The organism is Mesorhizobium sp. LNHC232B00 (assembly GCF_000502435.1).
GTDB classification, from domain to species: Bacteria; Pseudomonadota; Alphaproteobacteria; order Rhizobiales; family Rhizobiaceae; genus Mesorhizobium; species Mesorhizobium opportunistum.
Window position 1 is genome coordinate 41688 of record NZ_AYWP01000007.1, and the last position, 24683, is coordinate 66370.

Here is a 24683-nt window from a genome sequence, read left to right on the forward strand (position 1 = left end):
TGTCATGAACAATACCCTTGCATCGGTCCGGCATCAGGCAGCGCGGCCTGCCGGGCGGACGTCGCGCCGGCATTACAGCCTGGCGGCCCTGCGCAGCGCGATCGCGGCCTGGCGGAACCGGGCCCGCTTTCGCTGGGAGCTCAAGCAGATGTCGCTGGCCAATCCCCATTTGATCGACGACATCGGCCTGACGAAACGGCAAGCCGATGCGGAGATCGCCAAGCTGCCCTTCTGGCAACGATGACAGCCGAAAGCACGGGGGAACCTTGAGGTCCGGGGTCGGATTGTCGAAGGGCGGGGTCGGATTATTGAAGGGATTGTCGCCGTCGTCCCTTTAGCGATCGCCTGCATCATGCCATGATCCCGGGATCGGCCGTGGGGCCGATTCTTCATCGGGGGTTTTCATGTCTTTCACTTTCGCGCGCCGGTTCGCCGCCGCGTTTTCGCTTGCCGTCCTTGTCGCACCAGCCGCCCATGCCGGCGACGTCACCTTTGCCATCAAGAACAGCCATCCCAACGCCATGCGCGTCGAGCTCTACAGCCAGGACCGCGATTATATCTGGCCCGGCGGTGGCAAGGACTTCTATCTCGACGATGGCGAGACCAAGCAGCTGCCGATCTCCTGCAACGAGGGCGAATCGATCTGCTACGGCGCCTGGGTCGATGGCGACGAGGAGACCTACTGGGGCGTTGGCCCCGGCAACAAGGAAAAATGCGAGGATTGCTGCTACACCTGCAGCGGCGGCGAGACCGAGGAGATCAATCTGGTCCCCTGACCGGCTTGCCAGCTTGACGTTTTTCCCGCCGACGCCCTAGCCTGCGTCGAGACGATCACCCAGAGCGCGTCGTACAGCTCCCTTTTGAGATGCGGCGTGCTCCAGGCAACAGGAGCACGGCAATGGCGGGCACGGTCGAGGGCGAGAAGATCGACGTCGGGTTCTCCGGCAAGCGCTGCATCCACTCGCGCAACTGCGTGCTCGGCGATCCACATGTCTTCGTGCCCAACGCGCCGGGCCAATGGATCCATCCCGAAGCGGCCAGCGTCGAGAAGATCGTCGCCATCGCCGAAAGCTGTCCGTCCGGCGCCATCACCTACACCAGGAAGGATGGCCGGCCGCAGGAACAACCGCCGGTGGTCAACACCGTGCGGCTGCGCGAAAACGGCCCGCTCGCCGTTCACGCCGAGATCGTGCTCGCCGGCGAGACCTTCCACCGCGCCACGCTCTGCCGTTGCGGCGCTTCGCAAAACAAGCCGTTCTGCGACGGCAGCCACACCAAGGCCGGGTTCACCGCCACCGGCGAACCGGCGCTGAAGGACACGCCGGCGCTTGACGCGAGGAATGGCCCGCTGACGGTGACCCCGACGACGAACGGCCCGCTCAAGCTCGAGGGCAATCTCGAGATCGTCACCGGCACCGGTCATACCGTCGACCGCACGCAACGCACGTTCCTCTGCCGCTGCGGTCACTCGGCCAACAAGCCGTTCTGCGATGGGTCGCATAAGAGGGTTGGGTTTGTGGGGTAGCCAAGCGGCCGAGCTGCCAATCTCCCCCCTCGTGGGGGAGATGTCCGGCAGGACAGAGGGGGGCGCCGTAGGGCACTAACTTCAACAGCCACCGGCATCGCAATGCCTCATACGCCATTGCCGCCAAGGCACCGCGCAAACGCCAGATCGATGCGCAAGGTCATGACATCAGCCGAATTGAAGCTCTGGAACGAGCTTCGCGCGCACCGTCTGATGGGGCTTGGCTTCCGCCGACAATTTCCGGTCGCTGGTTACATTGTCGACTTCGCTTGTCCGGACAAGAAACTCGTCGTCGAAGTCGACGGCTCGCAGCATGCGGAAGCCGGCGCGGTCGCCATCGACGAAACAAGGACATTGCGCTTGGAGCAAGACGGCTGGACTGTCTTGCGCTTCTGGAACGACGACATCATCCGCGACATCGACAATGTCTGCCAGCATATTGTGATTGCGGCTGGGCTCGATGGAACGTCTTGAATGGATCGGCGGGAGGAACTGTAATCGTGGGTAGGCCGGCGGGACAGCCCCCCCCTCTGTCCTGCCGGACATCTCCCCCACGAGGGGGGAGATCGAACTCCTCCCTTGGCCCAGCGCTCGCGGCTTTATCGGCCGGCCCGTATCGGCTAAGGGCTGAGCCAGAAAATTCGTCAGCCGGACCGCCATCCAAAATGACCGCCAAGACCAAGCCAAAACCGCTGTTCCTCGGGATCGATACTGGCGGCACTTATACCGATGCCGTGCTGTGGTCCGAGACCGAAGGCCCGCAGCAGGGGCCGAACAAGGGCAAGGTGCTGGCCAAGGCCAAGGCGCTGACCACGCGGCACGATCTTGCCGTCGGCATTTCCGGTGCCGTCGATGCGGTGCTGCACAAGGCCGGCACCGATCCGGCTGCGATCAAACTGGTCTCGATGTCGACCACGCTCGCCACCAACGCGCTGGTCGAGGGCCAGGGCGGCCGCGTCGCGCTGATCATGATCGGCTTTTCCGAGGCAGATCTCGCCCGCGACGGGCTGAAGGCAGCACTCGGCACCGATCCGGTGGTGTTTTGTCCGGGCGGCCACGATGTCCACGGCAATGCCGCTAAGCTCGATCTTTCCGGGCTTGAGGCCGCCTTGCCGGAACTCGGCGCCTCGGTGTCCGGCTTTGCCGTCTGCGCCTATTTCGCCACCCGCAATCCAGCGCATGAGATCGCCGCCCGCGAGCTGATCCGCGACAGGACCGGCCTGCCGGTCACCTCGAGCCACGAACTGTCGGCCAAGCTCGGCGGCCCGCGCCGGGCGCTGACCACCTTGCTCAACGCCAGGCTGATCTCGATGATCGACCGGCTGGTGGCGGCGACCGAGGGCTTTCTCGCGGAGCGCAACATCGCCGCCCCCTTGATGGTGGTGCGCGGCGACGGCGCGCTGGTCTCGGCGGCCTTCGCCCGCCAGCGGCCGATCGAGACGATCCTCTCCGGGCCTGCCGCCAGCCTGGTCGGCGCTCGCCACATGACCGGGCTCGACAACGCCGTGGTCTCCGACATCGGCGGCACTACGACCGACGTTGCCGTGCTCGATGGAGGTCGTCCACGCCTCGATCCGGAAGGCGCCACCGTCGGCGGCTTCCGCACCATGGTCGAGGCCGTCGCCATGCGCACCTTTGGCCTTGGCGGCGATTCCGAAGTGGCGCTGGAGGATGGCGCGCTCAACCCGAGGATCCTGCTTGGGCCGCGCCGCCTGGTGCCGCTGGCGCTGGCTGGCATGGCGCATGGCGACGCCGTGAGATCGGAACTCGAACGCCAGCTGCGGGCACCCAATACCGGCCGCATGGATGGCCGTTTCGCGGTGCGCACCGGCGTGCCGGACAGGCTCGCCGCCGGGCTGACGGCTCCGGAGGCACGGCTTTACGAGGCGATCGGCGCGACCCCGCTTGCCCTCGACAGGCTGCTGACATCGAATGCCCAGAACGCCACCTTGAACCGGCTGGTCTCGCGCGGGCTGGTGCACATTTGCGGCTTCACCCCCTCGGACGCGGCGCATGTGCAGGGCAAGCAGTCAAACTGGGATGCCGCCACCGCCCGCCTCGGTGCCGAGCTGTTCGCCCGCAAGCGCGACGGCCGTGGCCAGCCCATCGCCGCGTCGCCCGAGGTGATCTCGGAGCGGGTGCTGGTGACGCTGACGCGCTGGTCGGCCGAATACATTCTCGAAACCGCCTTTGCCGAGGACGGGCTCGACGGCGCGGCCACGGTCGCGCACGCGCTGGTGCAGCGCGCCGTCGACGCGCATCCCGGCATCGCCCGCCTCAGCGTCGCGCTCGACCGTCCGGTCATCGGCCTCGGCGCCTCGGCACCGCTGCACTATGCCGGCCTTGCGCCCCTGGTCGGCAATGAATGCGTTGTGCCCCGGGATACCGATGTCGCCAACGCGCTCGGCGCCGTCGTCGGCCAGGTGCGGGTCTCGGCCGAGGCGCGGGTCAGCCAGCCAAAGGAAGGACTGTTCCGCCTTGCCTCGGGTGAAACCGTGCGCGATTTCCTCGACGAGGCGGCGGCGATCGCGGCCGCCGAGGCCGATGTCCGCGCCATCGTCGCCCAGCGCGCCAGGGATGCCGGCACCGACAGCGCCGAGATCGAGGTCGCGACCGAGTTCAAGGTTTCCACAGTCGAAGCCCAGCGCATGTTCATCGAGGCGCATGTGGTAGCGGTGGCCTCGGGACGGCCAAGGATCGCGGTGTAGCTTCTTCCTTCTCCCCGTTTCACGGGGAGAAGGTGCCCGAAGGGCGGATGAGGGGCAGCGCTGGCCAATGCGATTTCGCCGTACCGCTATTCACACAACTCTGCGCCGCCCCTCATCTGGCTGCCGCCATCTTCTCCCCGTAGAACGGGGAGAAGGACGCTGTTGCCGCCGTCTTCGCCAATTCGCCAAAACGCTCGCCTTCAACCTAAGCTGAATTGACCCTGCAACCCCAACATGTCAAACGCCCCGCAAAGCCTTTCATCTGGAGCAGCCTGATGACCGATCGCGTCGAAATCGCCGGATTGCGGATTGCCCGCGAGCTGCATGATTTTGTGGCTGCCGAGGCGCTGCCCGGCACCGGCATCGAAGCGGCGGCCTTCTGGAACGGTTTTTCTGCCATCGTCCACGACCTCGCGCCGAAGAACCGGGCGCTGCTGGCAAAACGCGACGCCATGCAGGAGAAGCTCGACGGCTGGTATCGGGACAATGGTGCCCCCATCGACATGGAGGCCTACAAGGGCTTCCTCAAGGAGATCGGCTATCTCGTGCCCGAGGGGCCGGCTTTCAGCGTGTCGACGGACAATGTCGACGCAGAGATTGCTGTCGTCGCCGGACCGCAGCTGGTGGTGCCGGTGATGAATGCGCGCTATGCGCTCAACGCCGCCAATGCGCGCTGGGGTTCGCTCTACGATGCGCTCTACGGTACCGACGCCATCCCCGAGACCGATGGCGCCGTGAAGGGCAAGGGGTTCAACCCGGCGCGCGGCGCCAAGGTCATCGCCTGGGCCAAGGACTTTCTCGATCAGTCGGTGCCGCTGACCACGGGAAAATGGGCCGGCGTCAACGGCCTCTCGGTGGCGCACGGCGCGCTGAAACTGGGTGAGGGCGCCGGCGTCACCACGCTCGCCGATCCCATGCAATTCGTGGGCTATCGCGGCGACGCCGCCAACCCGCAAGCCGTGCTGCTGGTGAAAAACGGCCTGCATGTCGAGATCGTGATCGACCGCGACAACCAGATCGGCCGCACCGATCCGGCTGGCATTGCCGATGTCATCCTGGAATCGGCGCTGACCACCATCCAGGACTGCGAGGATTCGGTCGCCGCGGTGGATGCCCAGGACAAGGTCGTGGTCTATCGCAACTGGCTCGGCCTGATGAAGGGCGATCTGGCCGAAGAGATCACCAAGGGCGGCAAGAGCTTTGTCCGCAAACTCAATCCTGACCGTGTCTACACCGCACCCGCCGGCGGCACGCTGACCGTGCCCGGCCGTTCGCTGATGCTGGTGCGCAACGTAGGTCACCTGATGACCAACCCGGCGATCCTGGACCGCGACGGCAACGAAGTGCCGGAAGGCATCATGGACGCCGCGATGACGGCGCTGATCGCGCTGCACGATGTCGGGCCGAACGGGCGGCGGATGAATTCGCGTGCGGGCTCGATGTATGTGGTGAAGCCGAAGATGCACGGGCCGGAGGAAGTCGCCTTCGCCGTCGAGATTTTCGACCGGGTCGAAGCCCTGCTCGGCATGCCCGGGAATACCATCAAGATGGGCATCATGGACGAGGAGCGGCGCACCACCGTCAACCTCAAGGAGGCGATCCGCGCCGCACGCGAGCGCGTGGTGTTCATCAACACCGGCTTCCTCGACCGCACCGGCGACGAGATCCACACCTCGATGGAAGCCGGCCCGATGATCCGCAAGGGCGACATGAAGCAGGCCGCCTGGATTTCCGCCTACGAGGCCTGGAATGTCGACACCGGGCTCGAATGCGGGCTGGCCGGCCATGCCCAGATCGGCAAGGGCATGTGGGCGATGCCCGATTTGATGGCGGCGATGCTGGTCGAGAAGATCGCCCATCCCAAGGCCGGCGCCAGCACCGCCTGGGTGCCGTCGCCGACGGCGGCGACGCTGCATGCCACGCATTACCACAAGGTCGATGTCCACGCGGTGCAGGCGGCGCTGAAGAGCCGTCCGAAGGCAAAACTCGACGACATCCTCTCGGTGCCGGTCGCCGTGAGGCCGAACTGGACGCCGGACGAGATCCAGCGCGAACTCGACAACAACGCGCAGGGGATTCTGGGCTATGTCGTGCGCTGGATCGACCAGGGCGTCGGCTGCTCCAAAGTGCCTGACATCAACGATGTCGGCCTGATGGAAGACCGCGCCACGCTGCGCATCTCCTCGCAGCACATCGGCAACTGGCTGCGCCACAAAGTGTGTTCGGAGATCCAGGTGCGGGATTCGCTGCAGCGCATGGCGGCGATCGTCGACCGCCAGAATGTCGGCGATCCGCTCTACCGGCCGATGGCGCCGGATTTCGACAATTCCATCGCCTTCCAGGCCGCCTGCGACCTGGTGTTCAAGGGAACGATCCAACCCAACGGCTACACCGAGCCGGTGCTGCACAAGCGGCGGCTGGAACTGAAGGCAAAAGCGACGGCCTGAAAACGCATCCCGTTTCACGGAAACGGCGAACTGCTCTATCTCTTGTTCTAACGCAATTCCCAAGGGAAAGCGCTATATGCGCTTTTCCCGGGAAAACCGTTCCACACTTTTCCTGGAATTGCTCTACGCCGCCTGCGCCATTCGCTCCGAACTCATGCGATAGGAAATCGCCTCGGCCAAATGGATGCGGCCGACGGTTTCGCTGGCGTCGAGGTCGGCGAGCGTGCGCGCCACTTTCAGCACCCGGTGGTAGGCGCGGGCGGAAAAGGCGAGCTTTTCGCTGGCATCCTTGAGCAGCGACAGGCCGGCGGCATCCGGCATGGCGATCTCCTCGATCATCGCTGGCGCGCAATGCGCGTTGGTGGTGGCGCGGGTGGCGCCGAGCCGTTCGAAGCGTTCGCGCTGGATGGTGCGGGCGCGGGCAACGCGCAGTGCGACCGCCGCGCTTTTTTCCGCCCGGTCTGGCCGGATCAGGTCGCTCGCCGAGACCGCCGGCACTTCGATCCTGAGATCGATGCGGTCGAGCAGCGGGCCCGAAATGCGCGCCTGGTAGTCGGTGCGGCAGCGTTCGCCGCGCAGGCAGCGATAGCCCGGCTCGCCGGCCATGCCGCAACGGCACGGGTTCATCGCCGCCACCAGCTGGATGCGCGCCGGATAGGTGACGCGGTGGTTGGCCCGCGCGATCATGCAGTCGCCGGTCTCCAGCGGTTGGCGCAGCGCATCGAGCGTCTGCGGCGTGAACTCCGGAAACTCGTCTAAGAACAGCACGCCGTGATGAGCGAGCGATACTTCGCCCGGCCGTGCGCGCATGCCACCGCCGACCATCGCCGCCATCGAGGCCGAATGATGCGGCGCGCGGAACGGCCGCCGGTCGGTCAGCTTGCCTTCGCCGAGTTCGCCCGCCACCGAGGCGATCATCGAGACTTCGAGCAGTTCCTTCGGCGCCAGCGGCGGCAGGATCGACGGCAGTCGCTGCGCCAGCATAGATTTGCCCGATCCCGGCGGGCCGATCATCAAGAGATTGTGCCCACCGGCGGCCGCCACCTCCAGCGCCCGCTTGGCGGTCTCCTGGCCCTTGATGTCGGCGAGGTCGGGCAGGTCCAGCGCCGAGGCGTGGATGCCGGCCTCCGGCCGCGACAGCACCTGCGTGCCGCGGAAATGGTTGGCGATGGCAATAAGGCTGCGCGGCGCCAGAATGTCGAATTCCCGCCCCGCCCAGGCGGCTTCCGGTCCGCAGGCGAACGGGCAGATCAGCCCCTTGCCCTCGGCATTGGCGCCGATCGCCGCCGGCAAGGCACCGGCAACGGCGGTGATCGTGCCATCGAGCGAGAGTTCGCCGAGCACGACATAGCCGGCCAGCATGTCTCCGGGAATGGCGCCAAGGGCGGCCATCAGGCCGAGCGCGATCGGCAGATCGTAGTGGCTGCCCTCTTTCGGCAGGTCGGCGGGTGCCAGGTTGATGGTCACCTTCTTCGACGGCATCGACAGGCCGGACGCATGCAGCGCCGCCTGCACCCGCTCGCGGCTTTCGGCCACAGCCTTGTCGGGCAGGCCGACGATGTGCATGTTGACCTTGCCAGGCGCGATCATCACCTGCACGTCGACCGGCACGGCCTCGATGCCCTGGAAAGCGACCGTGCGAACCCGCGCCACCATTTTTAAGCCCCCGGGCCGCAACCCCTGCGATTGACCAAGAATGACCCGTCGCGGAGACAATCACAATTCTTCGGTCAAATCAAGAACATTACGGGAACAGGCAAACGCTGCGGTTGCGGGCGGATCGTGCCCGGTTGCAAAAGCGGAACATGGTTAAGACAAAATGAAAACGGCCGCTTCCGCTTGCCGTCTAAGCGGTGATGAAAGCATCGACCGTACCTGAAAGGGATCGATCGATTGCGATCTGGGGTGGAAGCCACTCCATGACAGGATATCGGAAAGGCCAAGGCATGGAGACCCGGCGCAAAGAGCCGCTTTCCAGAAAAATCTCATTTACAAGGTCTATGAACCGCCCGCGGTCCCGTTCAACTCGTTTCAAAGTTTGCGAACGAATATAGGTCCGGGGAATTCGTCGCTCCTTCAGCGCCAAGACAGCCTCCGCGATGGATCGAGGATCGGGTGGAACCGTAAGCGAATAGTCGTCATCCAGATAAAGGTCTCGGCCACCATGGTTCGGCGTCGTGACCACAGGAAGCCCCGCGAGAAGATATTCCGTGCTGGCGAACATTGGCCCCTCCACTTCGGAGAGACAAATTCCCACGGCGGCACGATTCAGATGCATGTTCACTTGAGCCGGTGCCAATCGGACGGGCTTGCCGGTGCTGTCGAACTCATTGACAAACAGGTGGCCCGGCGCGAGCTCCCTGTGCCGATTTATTCGTGCTCTTTCCGACTCCGCCGTCGATGACTCGCTTGAATCGCGATAAAAGACAAATGCGCAACTCTGGATGCCAAGCGACAGGTCGTGGCGTTTCCACGAAGCCAGTTGCGCGTTGTAGATTGCATCAAATTCCACAGCGATGTCGTCGAGCGGCCTGAATATGTATTCGGAGGTGGTCGAGGTCTTGTTGTGCAGGAAAGCGGCCTCACCGGACTGGTTCAACAGATCCACCTCGGCTTGTGTGTTGCACAGGAAGATCAGCGAGTGACGGGGGTTCCTAAGCCTATGCAGAACGGCATAGGTCCGGATCGTTTTGACGCTGGAATTGTTTTCGATGGACCAGGTTGGCGAGACGAGAAACCAGGCGCGATGGCTGCGTGGAAGGTGAGGCATATGACTTGCCAATCCGAGGGGCGTACCGGACATTCCCGAATAGGATATGAACGGATCGTCCGACAGCAAGCTTGCCTGAAGAGCAGGTTGCGCCTTCGCGGAAGGATGCCCTTTCCGGAGGTTGCGGCGATGGCGCAGCATAGTTCCGACAATCTCGAATCCGGTAGGAGGGCGGTACCGTGCCGTAGAGCCAACATGCGGCGATTACGCGGCCGACTTCAGCCGCTTTCCCTCGACTGCATCCCAGAACAGGCTGGCGATATCGGCGCCGCCGAAGCGCTGGACTTCGCGCACGCCGGTCGGCGAGGTGACGTTGATCTCGGTCATGTAGTCGCCGATGACGTCGATGCCGACCAGGATGAAGCCGCGCTCCTTCAGCGAGGGTCCGATGCGGGCGCAGATCTCGCGCTCGCGTTCCGTCAGTTCGGTCTTTTCGGCACGGCCGCCGACATGCATGTTGGAGCGGGAATCGTGCTCGGCCGGCACGCGGTTGATGGCGCCGACCGGCTCGCCGTCGATCAGGATGATGCGCTTGTCGCCCTTGCGCACGTCCTTCAGGTAGCGCTGCACGATATAGGGTTCGCGGAACATCTGGCCGAACATTTCGAGCAGCGAGGCGAGGTTGCGGTCAGCCTCCAGCATGTGGAAGATGCCGGCGCCGCCATTGCCGTACAGCGGCTTGATGATGATGTCGCCGAACTCCTTGCGGAAGGCGGCGACTTCGAGCGGATCCTTGGTGATCAGCGTGTCCGGCATCAGGTCGGGAAACTCGGTGACGAAGATCTTTTCCGGACTGTTGCGCACCCAGGCCGGGTCGTTGACGACCAGCGTCCCGGGATGGATGCGCTCCAGGATGTGCGTGGTGGTGATGTAGTTCATGTCGAAGGGCGGATCCTGGCGCAGCAGGATGACGTCCATCTCCGACAGGTCGGTGCGCACCTTCTCGCCCAGCGAATAATGGCTGCCCTTCTCGTCGCGCACCTGCATCGCCTCGATGCGGGCAAACACCTTGCCGTCGCGCATCGACAGCCGGTCGGGCGTGTAGTGGAAAAGCTGGTGGCCGCGCCGCTGCGCTTCCAGCGACAGCGCGAACGAGGTGTCGCCGGCGATCGACACGGTGGAGATGTGGTCCATCTGGACGGCGATTTTCAGCTTCATGGCAAGTCCCCAGCACAGTCGACGAGAGCGATATAAGGGTCCCGGCGCCTTCTGCCAATCGCCCCATCCGGAAGATCGGCAACAGCAAGACGCAAACCCGCACACCCGATCCCGACAAGGCAAGTGCCTGCGTCATCGTTTTCTTAAGCCTTCCCATACAAGAATAGGCCTCGAATACCTCAACGGCAGGCGCCGGACGGGGATCCCCGATGGAACAACGACCATGAACGCGCTCACCGCCATCCGCGCCGCCTCGACCAAACAGCTTGAACTCACCATCCTGATGCCGTGCCTCAACGAGGCCGAGACATTGGCTGTCTGCATCGGCAAGGCCAGGGCCTTCCTCGACAAGGCCGGGATTATGGGTGAGGTGCTGATAGCCGACAATGGCAGCACCGATGGCTCGCAGGAGATCGCTGCCCAAGGCGGCGCCCGTGTCGTACCGGTGGCGCAAAAGGGCTATGGCGCCGCTCTTCTGGGCGGCATCGGCGCCGCCAAGGGTCGCTTCATCATCATGGGCGATGCCGACGACAGCTACGATTTCGGCGCGCTGGATGCCTTCGTGGCGCGCCTGCGCGATGGCGCCGACCTGGTGATGGGCAATCGCTTCCAGGGCGGCATCGAAACCGGCGCCATGCCGCCGCTGCATCGTTATCTCGGCAATCCGGTGCTGAGCTTCGTCGGCCGCCTGTTTTTCCGCATCAGGACCGGTGACTTCCACTGCGGCCTCCGCGGTTTCAACGCCGAGAGCATCCGCAAGCTCGACCTGCAGACGACGGGCATGGAATTCGCCAGCGAAATGGTGGTGCGCAGCGCGCTCGCCGGCCTGCGCATCGAGGAAGTGCCGACCACGCTCAAGCCCGACGGCCGCAGCCGGCCGCCGCACCTCAGGACCTGGCGTGACGGGTGGCGGCATCTCAAATTCCTGCTGGTCTACAATCCGCGCTGGATGTTCTTCATACCGGGCACGGTGCTCGCCAGCCTTGGCCTGTTATTTGCGGCTTTGCTGGTGTTCGGGCCGCTGCGGGTGATCGACAATCTTTCGCTCGACCTCAACACCTTCGTCGCCGCCTGCTTCATGATCATCACCGGCATCCAGCTCATCACCTTTGGCGCCATATCGCGATACTATGCCGAGATCACCGGCATCCTGCCGCGCAGCCGTGGCTCCGATTGGCTGACCAGGACCATCAGCACCGATCGTCTTGCCGCCAATGCCGGCATCTGTTTCGCCGGTGGCGTGCTGTTCGTCGGCTATGCCGTGCTGCGTTGGGCACATCTTGGCTTCGGCCCGCTGAACGATTCCGAAATCCCGCGCATCGTCGTGCTGGGCTTGAGCCTGATCGTCATTTCGTTCCAGGCCTTCTTTTCGGCATTCCTGCTCGGGGTCCTGGAGATCCCGGTCAAGCGGCTGAAAGCCGGCCAACCCCACGAAGCGCGGGCACGCGAGGATCAATGACCGACGTGCTGCCGGCCCTTGTCCGGACGCGCCTGTTCCGTTTCCTGGTGGTTGGCGTCGGCGCGGCGTTGCTGCTGTTCGTGCTTTCATGGCTGCTGGTATCATCAGGGCTTTCGCCCTTTGCCGGCAGCGCCATCGCCTATGCGATCGCGTTCGTCGTAGCCTACTCGGCGCAACGCGGCTGGACCTTCGGTGCGGAGCACGGTCACACCAGGGCCTTCCCGCGCTATCTTGCGCTGCAAGCAGGATGCGCCGCCTTTTCCGGTCTTGTGTCGCATGTGGCGGTAACGCATTTCGGCCTGTCGCCTGTCGCCATGTCCGCGCTGACGACCGTCGCGACAAGCACGGTCAGCTATTTCGCATCATTGCTCTGGGTGTTTCCGGCGCGCGGTTGATACCTGCGGCCCAAAAGTGCCCCCGGTTTGCGGCAACGAGATGCATACGGGCAAAGACCTTTGCATTGCTCCGGTTTTACGCTTTGTGAAGCGAGTGGCATTAGCCTGGCACTGACCAATGGCCGAAAGTCGATCCATGACCGCTGCTCACACCGCGATGCCTTCAAAGGACCGTGCCCGCACGCCTTGGCGGGCCGATCTGCTGGCGGCGTTGCTTGCGACGCTAGCGGCGTTCATGGTCAATGCCTCCGCCGGATTCCCGCAATTGGCCAATCCGGCGGGCGACAATGACAGCCTGCTGCAGCTCGTCGAGGTACGCGACCTCCTGGCCGGCCAGGGCTGGTTCGACCTGCACCAGTATAGGATGGGGCTGGAAGGCGGCTTCGTCATGCACTGGTCGCGACTGCTCGACGCGCCGCTGGCCCTCGGTATCCGTGCCCTATCGGCCCTGATGGGCAACACCGTCATGGCCGAACAGGTCGTGCAGGTGGTCTGGCCTGCCCTGCAGTTCGGGCTCGCGGCCTTCTTCATCATCCGCGCCGCACGTGCCTTCGCCGGCGAGCAGGCGGTGCTGCCCGCTATCGTCGTCGGTGGGGCGGCATTGTTTTATATCGGCATTTTCTCCCCAGGCGCGCTCGATCATCACAACGTTCAGCTCATGCTGACTCTAGCGAGCCTAGCTCTGCTGCTTGAAGCTCCCGCGCGCCGGCCGGCCGCCTTTATTGCCGGCATCTGCGCTACGCTGAGTTTGGCCATCGGCATGGAAAGCGCTCCCTATGCCGGTACTCTCGGCGCCGTCGTCGCCCTGCTGTTTATTGGCAAGGGTGACGGCGATAGGCTGATCGCCAGGGATTTCGGTCTTGGCGTCGCCGGCGTCTCGGCTCTCGTCTTCGTCGTCACCGTTCCGGCATCGGCATGGGGCCAAGCCCAATGCGATACATTCTCGATCGTGCAGTTCGCTGTCGCGGCGCTTGCAGGCGCCGGTCTGGCCGTGATCGCCTCATGGAAGGCCGCCAACGCCACGCGCGCCCATCGCCTGACATCGCTTGGCCTGCTTGCGCTTGCCCTGGCGGCAGTCCTGGTCGTCCTGTTCCCGCAATGCCTGGCTGCGCCCTATGCCAGTCTCGACCCGCGCCTCAAGCAGATGTGGCTCGGCCATATCGAAGAGGCGCAGTCGATCTTTAGACTAGTCTTCGATAATCCGGCCATGGTTGTGGCGCGTTTTGCCACGCCGCTGGTGGCGATCGTCCTGATGGCGCTTCGCTTCAGCCATGGCGGTTGGCGGCGGCAGGATAGCCTCGTCGCAGCGCTGCTGGCGGTGGCGTTCCTGGTCAGCGCCTGGGAAGTGCGCGGTTCGACCTTCTCCATCGCCTTCGCGGTGATCCCGCTTTCCGCCTGGATCGCCAAATGGCGGCAGCGGGCCGAGACCAACCCGTCCCGTGGCTCCATGCTCAGGATGGCTACGGTCTGGCTGATCTCGGTCAACGCGGTCTGGTCGGGTGCTGCCGAGGCGGCATCGAGCGCCTTCGAAACCAATGCCGCCGCCAAGGACGCCAGCGCCGATGCGGCCTGCCACGGCAAGGCCTCGTTCGCAGCGCTCGGCCGGATGCCTGCCACGACCGTGCTTGCCATCTCCAATCTCGGCTCGCCGATCCTCGCCTTCACCGGTCATCGTGTGTTCGCCGGACCCTACCATCGCAACGTCGCCGGAAACCTGCTCGTGTTCGACGCCTTGCTGGGCTCGGCCAGCGACGCGAAAGTCGTCGTCGACAACCACCATGTCGGCCTTGTTGCGCTCTGCCGCGGCAATCCGGAGAGCCGGCTGTTCGCGTCCACCGCGCCGGACGGCTTTCTCGCCGGGCTGATGCGCGGCAGCGTGCCGGATTGGCTGGAGCCGGTGGCGGAGACCCGTGGCGCCCCGCTGGAGCTCTATCGCGTCCGTCCCACCGATTGAGCCGGTTGAAAATCGGCGTGAAGGCAAGGCCTTTTCAAGCGCCACGGACACCTTCGCGGAGGCAATGCATTTTAGCCGCGAAAAATCGATTTTCGGGATACGTTTCCTAAAGAGTTTCCTGCCAGTCTCGAACATAAATTCCGACGTCAAGAAAACAGGGACACCGATGCAAACTCCGTTTGGCACCGGTCAGGCAAACAGGGAGAGCACGGATCTGGCATTCACAGATCCGTTGACCGGGCTTGGCAACCATCGCCGCTTCTTCGACAAGGTCGATCGCCTGATCAGCGATCGTGCCGACGATCCCGCACCCTTCACTGTAGGCATCCTCGACCTTGACGGCTTCAAGCCGATCAACGATTTGTTCGGCCACAAGGCCGGTGACGACATCCTGATCCAGGTCGCGATGCGGCTGCGCGCCTCGATGGACGACCACTCGACGGTCTGCCGCATCGGTGCCGACGAATTCGCCTTCCTCTATCCGCTGGTGTTCTCGGAGGAAGCAGCGGCCGAGAAATCCCGCATGCTGATCGAGATCCTGTCGGCGCCCTACGATGTCGGCGAACGCACCGCCAGGCTGTCGGCCTCGGTCGGTTGCTCGCTGTTCTATTCGGGCGACGAGACCACCGAGATCCTGATCAACAAGGCCGAAACGGCGCTCTACCACGCCAAGCGGTCCGGCCGTGGCCGGGTCGTCGTCTACACCCGCGAGATGGAAGAGGCGGCCAAGCGCGTCACCCGCATCGAGCAGGCGCTGCGCCGTGCCGTCTCGGCCGGCGAGGTGGAGCCGCATTTCCAGCCCATCGTCGACCTCACCACGCGCCGCACCATCGGCTTCGAGACACTGGCGCGCTGGACCGACCGCGACCTCGGCGCGGTGCCGCCGACCGTCTTCATTCCCATCGCCGAGGAGCGCGGCATCATCGGCCCGCTGTCGCAGTTGGTGCTGCGCAAGGCGACCGAGGCGGCCCGCAGCTGGCCGAAGGACCTGTTCCTGTCGTTCAACCTGTCGCCTTCGCAGCTCGTCGACCAGAACACCGGCCTGCACATACTGGCGATCCTCGACCGCACCGGCTTCGACCCGCGCCGGCTGGAGATCGAGATCACCGAGACCGGCCTGATGAACGACCCGGCCTCGGCCGCGCAGATCGTCGAGGACCTGCGCCGCGTCGGCATCCGCGTCTCGCTCGACGATTTCGGCACCGGCCAGTCCTCGCTCGGGCGTCTGCGCGAATTCCATTTCGACAAGCTCAAGATCGACCGCGCCTTCGTCTCCTCCATTCTCGACGACCGGCCGTCCGAGCACATCATCCGCGCCATTCTCGCCATGTGCGAGGGGCTTGGCATGGATGTGGTCGCCGAAGGCATCGAAGAGGAGGCGCAAGCCGATCGCCTGGTGCAGTTCGGCTGTGCCGGCGGGCAGGGCTATCTGTTCGGCAAGCCGGTCGATGCCGATGCCACGCTCGGCTATCTCCGCGATTCCTTTCGCGGCGCCTTGCGCGCCAAGGCGATCTGACCGGCGCTTGCGGCATTCCCCACCATGCGATGATGCCGCTTCGCGGTTCCGTCGCCTTTTTGTCTGACATAAGCCCTTGAATCCGCCTTTTCGCCCTTGCCCACGCGACGTCTCTGGCTAGGATGCGCGCCGATTGAGCGCGGAGAGAAAAGACATGATGCCATCGGCGGATTTTGCCGACCTCAAGGGCGCCTCGGTGCTGATCACCGGCGGCGGCTCCGGGATCGGTGCGGCACTGACCGAGGGTTTCGTGCGCCAGGGCGCCAACGTCGCCTTCATCGACATCGCCGATGAGCCCAGCATCGCGCTTGCCGATCGCATCGAGAGGGATTTCGGACGGCGGCCTCTCTATCTCAGGACCGACCTGCGCGATGTCGAGGCGCTGCGGGCCTCGGCTGCGAAGGCCACCGACGCGCATGGCGATGTCACCGTGCTCATCAACAATGCCGCGTGGGATGAACGCCACGCCGTCGAAGACGTGACGGTCGAGTTCTGGGACAACAACCAGGCGATCAATCTCAGGCCGCATTTCTTCACCGCGCAGGCCGTGGCGCCGGGCATGAAGCGGGCCGGCGGCGGCTCGATCATCAACTTCACCTCGACATCCTATCTGATCAACCATCCCGACATGCCGGCCTACACCGCCGCCAAGGCGGGCATCCTCGGTCTCACCAAGGGCCTGGCCGGCAAGCTCGGGCCCGACCGCATCCGCGTCAACGCCGTCGCGCCCGGCTGGGTCATCACCGAGCGGCAGCAGCAACGCTGGGTGACCGAAGAGGCGCTTGCCGCCCATGTCACCAAACAGTGCATCAAGGAGGTCATGCGGCCGGACGACATGGTCGGCACCGTGCTGTTCCTGGCCTCGGATGCCTCGCGCATGCTGACCGCGCAAATGCTGATCGTCGATGGAGGTTTCCTGTGAGTCCAGGGTTTGCCGGCAACGCGCCGGCGGTAGCCGCCGTCGATTGGGGCACGACCCGCATGCGGGTCTGGCTGGTCGATGGACATGGCAAGGTGCTTGCCGAACGCCGCGGCGACGACGGCCTGATCACGGCGCGCGAAAAAGGTTTTTCGAACGTGCTGGAAGGCCACTTGGCCGCCATGGGCGCGCCTGAAGCGTTGCCCGTCATCATCTGCGGCATGGCCGGCTCTCGCCAGGGCTGGATCGAAGCGGCTTACGTGACCGTGCCGGCACCGATCGGCGCGATCCTGCGCGGCGCCGCCCGCATCGAAGGCGAACGCCGCGACATCCGCATCGTTCCCGGCCTTGCCCAGCGCCTGCCCGACGCGCCGGATGTCATGCGCGGCGAGGAAACACAGCTTGCCGGCGCTGGTTTTCCGGCAAAGGGGCGGCATCTCGCCTGCATGCCGGGTACGCACTCGAAATGGGTCGTGGTCGAGGATGGCGCGGTTGCCGGCTTCGGCACATGGCCGACGGGCGAATTGTTTTCGGTGTTGGCCGCGCATTCGATCCTCAAGCATTCGCTGGGCGAGCATCCGGCTCCGGTGGCGGTGGACAGTCCGTTCTTCCGGCAATGGTGCGAACGGGCGCTTGGCGAGGGCGGCGATGTCACTTCGAAACTGTTTGCCATCCGCGCCGCCAGGCTCCTGCAGGACCTGAAGTCGGAGGATGCGGCGGCCTGCCTGTCCGGGCTTTTGATCGGCGGCGAGATCGCCTCGGCAAAGCGCCGCTATGGCGCCGGCGATGCACCGGTCGTGCTGATCTCTTCCGGCGCGCTCGCTTCGCTCTATTCGGCTGCACTCGGGCTTGCGGGACTTGCCTTCCGCAGCGTCGACGCCGACGAAGCCGTGCGCGCCGGCCTCATCGAAGCCGCACGCGAAAACGGCATGATCGCCAGAACCGGAGCCTTGGCATGACCGAGACCGCAGCCTTTCCAAAACTCAAGCGCGGGCTGGTCGCCATCCTGCGCGGCCTGAAACCGGCTGAAGCCATCGCCATGGGCCAGGCCCTGTTCGACGCCGGCATCGAGGCGATCGAGGTGCCGCTCAATTCGCCGCAGCCATTCTCGTCGATCGCCAGGATTGTCCAGGTGCTGCCGAAAACGGCCCTGGTCGGCGCCGGCACGGTGCTGACGCCGGCCGATGTCGACGGGCTGCACAAGGCCGGCGGGCGGCTGCTGGTCAGCCCCAACATCGATGCCGAGGTGATGGCGCGCGCTATGCATTACGGCATGGTCACCATGCCCGGCGTGTTCACGCCCACCGAGGCCTTCCAGGCGATCCGACTGGGAGCTTCGGCGTTGAAATTCTTCCCGGCGAGCGTGCTGGGGGCATCAGGCATTTCCGCGATCCGGGCGGTGCTGCCGGCGCAGACGCTGGTCGGCGCCGTCGGCGGCGTTTCGGAAAAGGACTTTGCCGGCTACAAGGCTGTCGGCGTGACGGTCTTCGGCCTCGGCTCCAGCCTGTTCAAGCCGGGCATGAGCGTCGACGAGGTGGCGGTGCGTGCGCACGCCGCGGTCGCGGCCTGGGACGCAGTGTTCGGAGACGCATGATGAGCGAAGCGATCGTTTCGGTTTTTTCCGATCACGTCTGCCAGCTCGGCGAAGGCCCGAGCTACGATCCTGCCACCGACACGCTGTTCTGGTTCGACATCCTCAATGGCCAATTGCTGGAAAAGCGCCTGTCCGGCGGCGCGACCATCGTCCACCAGCTTGGCCAGATGGCCAGCGCCATCGCCATCATCGACGACAAGCGCCAGCTGATCGCCACCGAGACCGGCCTTCATGTTCGGGACGTCGCGACCGGCAAGCTGACGCTGCACACGCCCGTCGAGGCCGACAATCCGGTCACCCGCTCGAACGATTCGCGCGTCCATCCCTGCGGCGCCTTGTGGATGGGCACGATGGGCAAGGGCGAGGAAAAGGGTGCCGGCTCCATCTACTGGTTTTTCAAGGGCGAGCTGCGCCGCCTGTTCTCGGACATCACCGTCACCAATTCGATCTGTTTTTCGCAAGATGGCGCGCTTGCCTACTATACGGACACCTCGACCGGATTGCTGATGCGGGTCGCCTGCGACCCGGCCACCGGCCTGCCTGCCGGCGAGCCGAAGATCTTCGTCGATCACCGCTCGGCCAAGGGTTATATCGATGGTTCGGTGCTCGACCGCGACGGCATCCTGTGGAACGCCTGCTGGGGCGGCAGCGTCGTCGAGGCCTATGGTCCCGACGGCAAGCTTGTCCGCACGGTCGCCATGCCGGTGACCCAGCCCTCCTGTCCGGCCTTCGTAGGCAAGAATGCCGACCGGCTGGCGGTCACCTCCGCCTGGTCGGGCAAGAGCGAGAAGCAGCGGCTGCTGGACCTGCAGGGTGGCATGACCTTCCTGCTCGACGTTCCCGTCAACGGCCGTTTCGAGCCGCGCGTTCTGATCGCCTGAGCAAGGCCCGGCGATCGGGCGTTTGATTTCCACTGTCACCCAGGCGTCCGGCCCGGGTCGGTTTCGCGAAAGCCGTTTGCGACTGAAGTGCGATGGTGGGCGATCCTACCGCCGGGAAGCGTCCGTCCTATGTCTAGCACCAAGCCCAAGCTGATCCTTGTCCACGAGCCGGAAAAGGCCTGCTTCGACCGCCTCGTCGCCGATGGCCATGCGAGCGAGCGCGCCGCCGAAATCGCTTCCTACCTGGCGCAGTCGACGGACCTTGGCCAGGAATTCGATGCGCTGGACGAGGCCTGCCGGGTGCGCGGCCTGTCCTTCACGCCGGTGCTGCTCGACGATGCCGCGCATGTGCTTGCCGGCGAGGATCCCGCCACGACGCTGGTCTGGACGCTGACCGACGGCATCGCCTATTTCCGTGGGGGCGCCGCCCCCGCTTTGGCGAGGCTGGGCGGGTTCAAGACGATCGGTGCCGACGATGCTCTGTTCGCGCTCTGCCAGGACAAGTTCCGCTCCGGCGCCGTGCTTGGCGCGTTGGGCCTGCCGGTGCCGCAGGCCGGTCTTGCGCGCAATGGCCAATGGCTGGTCGAGCCGCCGGCTTCCGCCGCCGGCTGGTTCGTCAAGCCCAACCGGCTCGGCGCCAAGATCGGCATCTGGCCGGATTCGCGCAGCAGCGATCTCGGCCACGCGCTGGAGCTTAGCCGGCGTGTTTTCGCCGCCTATCGCGACGATGTCGTGGTCCAGCCCTATGTCGCCGGCCGCAACGTGCGCGCCTCCTTCCTTGGGCTGACGCCGGAAGCTGGCGTCGAGGCGCTGGGCATCGCCTTTGTCGATTCAGGCGCCGATTTCCAGACCATGGCCGACAGCCTGGCGCTCTATGGCGAAACCGGCGCGGTGGCGAAGGCGGCGGGGCTCTATGCCGAACCGGAACTCGTTGCCGTTGCCGACGTCCAGCCGGCGGCCGACGCCGGGATCCGTGCGATCGCCGGGCGGCTGATGAGCGGGCTCGGCCTGCGCGACGTCTTTTCCATCGACCTGCGGGTCGAGGCCGACGACACGCTCCACCTGATCGAATTCGAGGTCTGCCCCGGCCTGCCCTGCTTCGATTTCCGCGCCTATTGCCGGTCGCAATGGGGCCTGGGTCTTGCCGATGCCATGGCCGAAACCGCCGCCAGCCGGCTGGCCAGTTAGTATCTCGGCGCATGAGTTTGACGATCGCTTGGATTGACAGATCTCGTGCATTGGCGATTGGCAGAAACATCCATCGCTTCGTCATCCACGGGCGGAGCAAGGAGCGAAGCGACGTAGTGCAGACCCGAGGATCCATGCCGCGACTTCAAGGCGCCACTGCGGTGCAGAATTCTGCTCCGTAGCGCTTCACGACTAGCTAAGGTTCCGGCATGGATCCCAGGGTTTCCGCGACGGAGCTTTGCTCCTGCTTCGCCCAGGGATAACGAAGTTTAGAGGCTTCGGCCAATATCGAATGTCAGTGATTACACCGCTGAAAGACCGATGAAAGTCTTGCCGCCGACAGGCCTCTCCTGTGCGGGGCTGGTGGTTTACTCGGGCTAGGCCGTCGATTGCTCGATGGGTCGCGCGCCGGCCATGTAGCGGATGTTGTCGAACGGCTCCGGCCGCTTGTCGGCCAGGCTCCACAGCTGCCGGCTGGTGCCCGGCAGATCGCCCAGATAGACGTGCAGGGCTCCGGAGCGGGTGCTGCCTGTATTGGCGACCGAGTGAATGGTGCTGGAAGACATGTGCACCAGCGCCGGCGCTGAAAAGTCCTGCCGCTCGGGCTCATCGACCCGGTCGCCGGCGAGCGGGTAGATGAAGTTGGTCTCGCCACCCCAATAGATGCCGACCAGTGCATCCATCAAATGGTTGTGCGGCGGATACTGCACGACGGGCGAAAGCGTGATGTGGTAGATCGTCAGCCTGGGGCTCGCGTGCAGCAACAGCTCGTCGTCGTCCTCTTCGTGAACGAGCCGGCCGAGTGCGTGGAAGCGCTTGGTGTAGTCGCCGAGCACGGCCTTGACCTGACCGAAGGGATCGGCACCTGCCGCCGCGTTGACGATATCGCTGATGGCGGGGTAGAGAGGAGAGTCGGCGGATAGAGGCATTCCACAGCTCCTGTCTGAGATGCTCAGAAACAATAGCTAAGATGGCCAATTCGAGTCAATGCCGACGCGACGCGAGAAACGCATGAAGTCGACCAAAGCCAAGCCACCGAAATCGATCGCACCGCCAAGCGGGACAACCGCGCCGTCGACGGCGGATTTGCTGCGCAGCGAGCAGGCCTACGAGCAGTTGAAGAGCGACATCGTCGCTTGCGTCCTGTCGCCCGGCGAAGCGCTGACCGAGAAACAGATCGAGGCCCGCTACGGGATCAAGAAGGCGACGATCCGTTCCGCACTCGCCCGCCTCATGCAGGAAGGTCTGGTCAGGAGCGAGCCGCGCCGGGGCTACGTCATCACCACGCTGACCTTGCGCGACGTCAACGAGATCTTCGACGTCCGTGGCCTCGTCGAACCCGAAGTGTTCAGGGTCGCCACCACGGGGATCACCGGGCGCGGGCTGGACGAGATCCGGCTGGCGGCGAGAAAGGTGCTGAAGCCCGAGACGCTGCGCAGCCCGGTCGCGTTTCTCGCCGCCGACCGCGGCTTTCGCCTGGCGATCGCCGAACTGTCCGGCAATTTGCGACTGGCGCTGCTGCTCAGCCAAATCCTTGACCAGTCGGAACGGGCGCTCCATCTCGGCTTCAAGTCGCGCGATTTCATGCCGCTGATCATCGAACAGCAGAAGCAGTTGCTCCAGGCTTGTGAGAAGAGCGACGTTCCCGGCATCGTCAAGCTTGCCCGCTCGCACTGCCTCGCCCTCAAGCACCAGCTGATCGGGGCCTTGCTCGGCGGGCCAAAGCTACGGGAAGCGAACCTGCAGGACTTCGTCTGAGAAAGCGTCAGGTTCTGCTTCGCGACGCCCTCAGGCCCCTTCGACCAGCACGATCTCGCCGTCGGCGACCTTCTGGCGGATGGCGACCGCGCGCTGGTATTCCGGCGAGTGATAGCAGTCGTGTGCGGCCGCCAGCGATTCGAACTCTATGATGACGTTGCGAGCGCGGCCCGGCCCTTCGGCAAGCTCATGCGCCCCGCCACGCGCCAGGAATTTCGCCCCGAACCGCTCGAAGGCGGGTTTGGCGGCGGCGACATAGTCCTTATAGCCTTCGGCGTCACGCACATCGACGCGGGCGATCCAATATCCCTTGGGCATTCGTCTACTCCCTGCTTCTTGTGTCTACGCCGAGCGCATCTCTTCCAGAATGGCTTCCGCCGCCGCCCGCCTGTCGTTTGCCGCGACGATTGGCCTGCCGACGACGAGATGGCTGGAGCCATTGCGGATCGCCTGCGCCGGCGTCACGACGCGCTTCTGATCGCCATGCTCGCTGCCCGCCGGCCGTATTCCCGGCGTCACCACCGCCATGTTGGGCCCGACGATGCGGCGCACCGCTTCAGCCTCTTCGGCCGAGCAGACGACGCCGCCCATGCCGGCATGCAGCGCCTGTTCGGCGCGCCTGAGCACCAATGTGTGCGGGTCGTATTCATAGCCGGCGTCGATCACGTCCTGCTCGTCCATCGAGGTCAGCACGCTGACGGCGAGCAGGCAAAGGTCACTGCCGCGTGCCGCTTCCACTGCCGCCTGCATCGCCTTGGGATAGGCGTGGATGGTCAGCATGGTCATGCCCATCTTGACGATGTTCTCGACACCCTTGGCCACCGTGTGGTCGATGTCGAGCAGCTTCATGTCGAGGAAGACTTTTGCCCCGCCGCTGGCCAGCTCCCTGGCGAAGTCGAGCCCGCCGGCGAAGGCCAGTTGATAGCCGATCTTGTAGAAGGAGACGACGCCGTCCAGCTCACGCACCGCCTGTTCGGCTTCCCTCACCGTCGGCACGTCGAGGCCGACGATCAGTCTTTCCTGAATAGACTTGGGCTGCATGGTCTGAGCCGGCATGGATACGGTCACGCCTCGATCCGGGTGGACAGCAGGCGCGAGGTTTCGATCAGCGTGCGGCATAGATGCTCCATCGATGTGTGCAGTCTTTCGTCACGGAACTGGCCGTCCTCGCAGAAGGCGTCGCCGCCCTCCGGCACCGAGCATTCCGGCGTCACCACCTCCATCTGGCAGCGCACCAGTACGGCGCGCAGATGGTTGATGCAGCGGATGCCGGCAAAATGACCGTTGGAGGACGAGCATAGGCCGACAACCTTGCCGGCAAGCGGCCTGACCGGCCGGTTATTGTCCCTGCGCACGCGGCTCACCCAGTCGATCGTGTTCTTGAGCAGCGGCGGGATGGAGCCGTTATATTCCGGCGTGGCGATCAGCAGCCCGTCATGCGCGATGATCAGGCGGCCGAGTTTGACGGCATTTTCGGGAACGCCCTTTTCCTTCTCCAGATCTTCGTCGAGGATCGGCAGGGGATAGTCGGCGAGCGAGATGCGCGTCACTTCGGCGCCCTGCACCGCAAGTTCCTTCTGAGCCACGTCGGCGGTCCTGCCGCTATAGGCGCCGCCGCGCACCGAGCCGGCGAAGACGAGGATTTTCGGGATCACGGCCATTGCTTCGCAAAGGGGGTAGGCAGTGAGGAATAGGCAGTAGGAGATGAGCAATTCCTGACTATTCCCTACTGCCTATTCCCCTATCCTTCCCTTCGGTAAATCCACAGCTGCGTCGGCGGGATGTTGCGGAAGATGAAATCGAAATGCTTGACCGTGTAGTCGCCGCGCCCGGCCGGGATCGGCGACATCGGGCCGTAGGTCAGCTGCACGATCGGGCGGCCCGCCGGGATGCGGTCGAGCAGGCTTTCGATATAGGCGATGCGCTGGGCGACCGGGAAGTTGAGCAACGGCACGCCCGAAACGACGGAATCGAAGATCATCCCGCTCCTCTCGCCAAGCGTGGCGTTGAGGTTGAAGGCGTCACCCTCGATGACGTTGACCCCGGGATAGAGCTGGCGCAAATGGCGCACGAAATCGGTGGAATATTCGACCGCGTAGAGGTTTTCGGGCCGCACGCCCTGGGCGAGGATGGCGCGGGTGATGACGCCGGTGCCTGGGCCGACTTCGAGCACCGGCAGGCCGGACTTGGGATTGACGATCGAGGCCATCTTGCGGGCGGTGATCGAACTGGTCGGAACGATCGAGCCGACCGTCTTCGGCTTGTCGATCCAGCCCTTGAAGAATTTGAGCTCGTCGTCGAACTTTTCGGCCAGCGCCTTCCGCAGTCCGGGACCACGTGTCATGCAAGCTCTCCTCAGCGCTTCCCCCGCAAGCTACTTAACACCTGAGCGGCGCAAGGCAAGGCGCCGC

At 64.7% G+C, this 24683-nt stretch carries 24 protein-coding genes; 16 read left to right on the top strand and 8 right to left on the bottom strand.

Features of this window, described 5'->3' with window-relative positions; translation table 11 throughout:
- Nucleotides 1-4: 4 nt before the first annotated feature.
- The 6 genes from X743_RS157685 (at nt 5) to X743_RS157660 (ending at nt 6680) form a co-directional block, all read left to right on the top strand.
- Nucleotides 5-244, top strand: a complete 240-nt coding sequence (locus tag X743_RS157685; RefSeq protein WP_023765345.1) for a DUF1127 domain-containing protein — start codon at nt 5-7, stop codon at nt 242-244.
- A 160-nt stretch (nt 245-404) separates the two neighbouring features.
- Entirely contained in the window at nt 405-776 is a 372-nt protein-coding gene (locus X743_RS157680) for a hypothetical protein (RefSeq protein WP_013891997.1), read from the top strand.
- 122 nt (nt 777-898) lie between these two features.
- Nucleotides 899-1525 (top strand): CDGSH iron-sulfur domain-containing protein, encoded by a 627-nt coding sequence (locus tag X743_RS157675; RefSeq protein WP_023765346.1) that lies wholly within the window; start codon nt 899-901, stop codon nt 1523-1525.
- 102 nt (nt 1526-1627) lie between these two features.
- Complete coding sequence (locus X743_RS157670; RefSeq protein ID WP_023765347.1) at nt 1628-1999, top strand: endonuclease domain-containing protein; 372 nt, start codon at nt 1628-1630, stop codon at nt 1997-1999.
- Nucleotides 2000-2190: 191 nt separating this feature from the next.
- On the top strand, nt 2191-4233 hold the full coding sequence (locus X743_RS157665) for a hydantoinase/oxoprolinase family protein (RefSeq protein ID WP_023765348.1): 2043 nt from the start codon (nt 2191-2193) through the stop codon (nt 4231-4233).
- Nucleotides 4234-4508: 275 nt separating this feature from the next.
- Entirely contained in the window at nt 4509-6680 is a 2172-nt protein-coding gene (locus X743_RS157660; RefSeq protein WP_023765349.1) for a malate synthase G, read from the top strand.
- Between the two features lie 123 nt (nt 6681-6803).
- On the opposite strand, the gene X743_RS157655 is transcribed toward X743_RS157660, so the two are convergent.
- The 3 genes from X743_RS157655 to gshB all read right to left on the bottom strand — a co-directional run bounded on the left by X743_RS157655 (nt 6804) and on the right by gshB (nt 10608).
- Nucleotides 6804-8336, bottom strand: coding sequence for a YifB family Mg chelatase-like AAA ATPase (locus tag X743_RS157655; RefSeq protein ID WP_023765350.1), 1533 nt, complete (start codon nt 8334-8336; stop codon nt 6804-6806).
- A 190-nt stretch (nt 8337-8526) separates the two neighbouring features.
- On the bottom strand, nt 8527-9591 hold the full coding sequence (locus X743_RS0135865) for a glycosyltransferase (protein WP_023765351.1): 1065 nt from the start codon (nt 9589-9591) through the stop codon (nt 8527-8529).
- A 63-nt stretch (nt 9592-9654) separates the two neighbouring features.
- A complete protein-coding gene (gshB, locus tag X743_RS157650; protein ID WP_023765352.1) occupies nt 9655-10608 on the bottom strand; it encodes a glutathione synthase in 954 nt (317 codons plus the stop codon).
- A 223-nt stretch (nt 10609-10831) separates the two neighbouring features.
- Between gshB and X743_RS157645 the strand changes: the two genes are divergently transcribed.
- From X743_RS157645 to X743_RS157605, 9 genes are all read left to right on the top strand, one after another.
- Entirely contained in the window at nt 10832-12067 is a 1236-nt protein-coding gene (locus X743_RS157645) for a glycosyltransferase family 2 protein (RefSeq protein WP_023765353.1), read from the top strand.
- Nucleotides 12064-12462, top strand: coding sequence for a GtrA family protein (locus X743_RS157640; protein ID WP_023765354.1), 399 nt, complete (start codon nt 12064-12066; stop codon nt 12460-12462). The genes X743_RS157645 and X743_RS157640 overlap by 4 nt, the downstream gene beginning before the upstream one ends.
- Before the next feature lie 136 nt (nt 12463-12598).
- On the top strand, nt 12599-14416 hold the full coding sequence (locus X743_RS157635; protein WP_023765355.1) for a hypothetical protein: 1818 nt from the start codon (nt 12599-12601) through the stop codon (nt 14414-14416).
- Nucleotides 14417-14582: 166 nt separating this feature from the next.
- Nucleotides 14583-15932, top strand: a complete 1350-nt coding sequence (locus X743_RS157630; RefSeq protein WP_023765356.1) for an EAL domain-containing protein — start codon at nt 14583-14585, stop codon at nt 15930-15932.
- A 154-nt stretch (nt 15933-16086) separates the two neighbouring features.
- A complete protein-coding gene (locus X743_RS157625; protein WP_023765357.1) occupies nt 16087-16854 on the top strand; it encodes an SDR family oxidoreductase in 768 nt (255 codons plus the stop codon).
- The gene (locus X743_RS157620; RefSeq protein ID WP_023765358.1) at nt 16851-17810 is read left to right on the top strand and encodes a 2-dehydro-3-deoxygalactonokinase; all 960 of its coding nucleotides are present in this window, start codon (nt 16851-16853) and stop codon (nt 17808-17810) included. The genes X743_RS157625 and X743_RS157620 overlap by 4 nt, the downstream gene beginning before the upstream one ends.
- Nucleotides 17807-18445: a 2-dehydro-3-deoxy-6-phosphogalactonate aldolase gene (locus X743_RS157615; protein ID WP_023765359.1), complete on the top strand. Its 639-nt coding sequence runs from the start codon at nt 17807-17809 to the stop codon at nt 18443-18445. The genes X743_RS157620 and X743_RS157615 overlap by 4 nt, the downstream gene beginning before the upstream one ends.
- Nucleotides 18445-19326 (top strand): SMP-30/gluconolactonase/LRE family protein, encoded by an 882-nt coding sequence (locus X743_RS157610; protein WP_023765360.1) that lies wholly within the window; start codon nt 18445-18447, stop codon nt 19324-19326. The genes X743_RS157615 and X743_RS157610 overlap by 1 nt, the downstream gene beginning before the upstream one ends.
- Nucleotides 19327-19455: 129 nt before the next feature.
- Complete coding sequence (locus X743_RS157605; protein ID WP_023765361.1) at nt 19456-20514, top strand: hypothetical protein; 1059 nt, start codon at nt 19456-19458, stop codon at nt 20512-20514.
- 377 nt (nt 20515-20891) lie between these two features.
- Here the strand turns inward: X743_RS157605 and X743_RS157600 are convergent, their stop codons facing one another.
- A complete protein-coding gene (locus X743_RS157600) occupies nt 20892-21443 on the bottom strand; it encodes an autotransporter (RefSeq protein WP_023765362.1) in 552 nt (183 codons plus the stop codon).
- A gap of 82 nt (nt 21444-21525) precedes the next feature.
- Here X743_RS157600 and X743_RS157595 point away from each other — a divergent pair, with 82 nt between their 5' ends.
- Complete coding sequence (locus X743_RS157595; RefSeq protein ID WP_023765363.1) at nt 21526-22272, top strand: GntR family transcriptional regulator; 747 nt, start codon at nt 21526-21528, stop codon at nt 22270-22272.
- Nucleotides 22273-22302: 30 nt separating this feature from the next.
- On the opposite strand, the gene X743_RS157590 is transcribed toward X743_RS157595, so the two are convergent.
- From X743_RS157590 to pmtA, 4 genes are all read right to left on the bottom strand, one after another.
- On the bottom strand, nt 22303-22590 hold the full coding sequence (locus tag X743_RS157590) for a DUF1330 domain-containing protein (RefSeq protein ID WP_013891978.1): 288 nt from the start codon (nt 22588-22590) through the stop codon (nt 22303-22305).
- Between the two features lie 24 nt (nt 22591-22614).
- Nucleotides 22615-23328 (bottom strand): orotidine-5'-phosphate decarboxylase, encoded by a 714-nt coding sequence (pyrF, locus tag X743_RS157585; protein ID WP_023765364.1) that lies wholly within the window; start codon nt 23326-23328, stop codon nt 22615-22617.
- Nucleotides 23329-23336: 8 nt separating this feature from the next.
- Nucleotides 23337-23933 (bottom strand): NADPH-dependent FMN reductase, encoded by a 597-nt coding sequence (locus X743_RS157580; protein WP_023765365.1) that lies wholly within the window; start codon nt 23931-23933, stop codon nt 23337-23339.
- Between the two features lie 80 nt (nt 23934-24013).
- Complete coding sequence (gene pmtA, locus X743_RS157575) at nt 24014-24616, bottom strand: phospholipid N-methyltransferase PmtA (RefSeq protein ID WP_013891975.1); 603 nt, start codon at nt 24614-24616, stop codon at nt 24014-24016.
- Nucleotides 24617-24683 lie beyond the last annotated feature (67 nt).

Excerpts from the sequence above, each read along its gene's own strand:
- X743_RS157680 (WP_013891997.1), top strand. The coding sequence starts at position 405 with ATGTCTTTCACTTTCGCGCGCCGGTTCGCCGCCGCGTTTTCGCTTGCC.
- X743_RS157605 (WP_023765361.1), top strand. The coding sequence starts at position 19,456 with ATGTCTAGCACCAAGCCCAAGCTGATCCTTGTCCACGAGCCGGAAAAG.
- X743_RS157670 (WP_023765347.1), top strand. The coding sequence starts at position 1,628 with ATGCCTCATACGCCATTGCCGCCAAGGCACCGCGCAAACGCCAGATCG.
- X743_RS157600 (WP_023765362.1), bottom strand. The coding sequence starts at position 21,443 with ATGCCTCTATCCGCCGACTCTCCTCTCTACCCCGCCATCAGCGATATC.
- pmtA (WP_013891975.1), bottom strand. The coding sequence starts at position 24,616 with ATGACACGTGGTCCCGGACTGCGGAAGGCGCTGGCCGAAAAGTTCGAC.
- X743_RS157675 (WP_023765346.1), top strand. The coding sequence starts at position 899 with ATGGCGGGCACGGTCGAGGGCGAGAAGATCGACGTCGGGTTCTCCGGC.
- X743_RS157660 (WP_023765349.1), top strand. The coding sequence starts at position 4,509 with ATGACCGATCGCGTCGAAATCGCCGGATTGCGGATTGCCCGCGAGCTG.
- X743_RS157635 (WP_023765355.1), top strand. The coding sequence starts at position 12,599 with ATGACCGCTGCTCACACCGCGATGCCTTCAAAGGACCGTGCCCGCACG.
- X743_RS0135865 (WP_023765351.1), bottom strand. The coding sequence starts at position 9,591 with ATGCTGCGCCATCGCCGCAACCTCCGGAAAGGGCATCCTTCCGCGAAG.
- X743_RS157665 (WP_023765348.1), top strand. The coding sequence starts at position 2,191 with ATGACCGCCAAGACCAAGCCAAAACCGCTGTTCCTCGGGATCGATACT.
- gshB (WP_023765352.1), bottom strand. The coding sequence starts at position 10,608 with ATGAAGCTGAAAATCGCCGTCCAGATGGACCACATCTCCACCGTGTCG.
- X743_RS157640 (WP_023765354.1), top strand. The coding sequence starts at position 12,064 with ATGACCGACGTGCTGCCGGCCCTTGTCCGGACGCGCCTGTTCCGTTTC.
- X743_RS157580 (WP_023765365.1), bottom strand. The coding sequence starts at position 23,933 with ATGGCCGTGATCCCGAAAATCCTCGTCTTCGCCGGCTCGGTGCGCGGC.
- X743_RS157630 (WP_023765356.1), top strand. The coding sequence starts at position 14,583 with ATGCAAACTCCGTTTGGCACCGGTCAGGCAAACAGGGAGAGCACGGAT.
- X743_RS157645 (WP_023765353.1), top strand. The coding sequence starts at position 10,832 with ATGAACGCGCTCACCGCCATCCGCGCCGCCTCGACCAAACAGCTTGAA.
- X743_RS157615 (WP_023765359.1), top strand. The coding sequence starts at position 17,807 with ATGACCGAGACCGCAGCCTTTCCAAAACTCAAGCGCGGGCTGGTCGCC.
- pyrF (WP_023765364.1), bottom strand. The coding sequence starts at position 23,328 with ATGCCGGCTCAGACCATGCAGCCCAAGTCTATTCAGGAAAGACTGATC.
- X743_RS157595 (WP_023765363.1), top strand. The coding sequence starts at position 21,526 with ATGAAGTCGACCAAAGCCAAGCCACCGAAATCGATCGCACCGCCAAGC.
- X743_RS157610 (WP_023765360.1), top strand. The coding sequence starts at position 18,445 with ATGAGCGAAGCGATCGTTTCGGTTTTTTCCGATCACGTCTGCCAGCTC.
- X743_RS157685 (WP_023765345.1), top strand. The coding sequence starts at position 5 with ATGAACAATACCCTTGCATCGGTCCGGCATCAGGCAGCGCGGCCTGCC.
- X743_RS157590 (WP_013891978.1), bottom strand. The coding sequence starts at position 22,590 with ATGCCCAAGGGATATTGGATCGCCCGCGTCGATGTGCGTGACGCCGAA.
- X743_RS157655 (WP_023765350.1), bottom strand. The coding sequence starts at position 8,336 with ATGGTGGCGCGGGTTCGCACGGTCGCTTTCCAGGGCATCGAGGCCGTG.
- X743_RS157625 (WP_023765357.1), top strand. The coding sequence starts at position 16,087 with ATGATGCCATCGGCGGATTTTGCCGACCTCAAGGGCGCCTCGGTGCTG.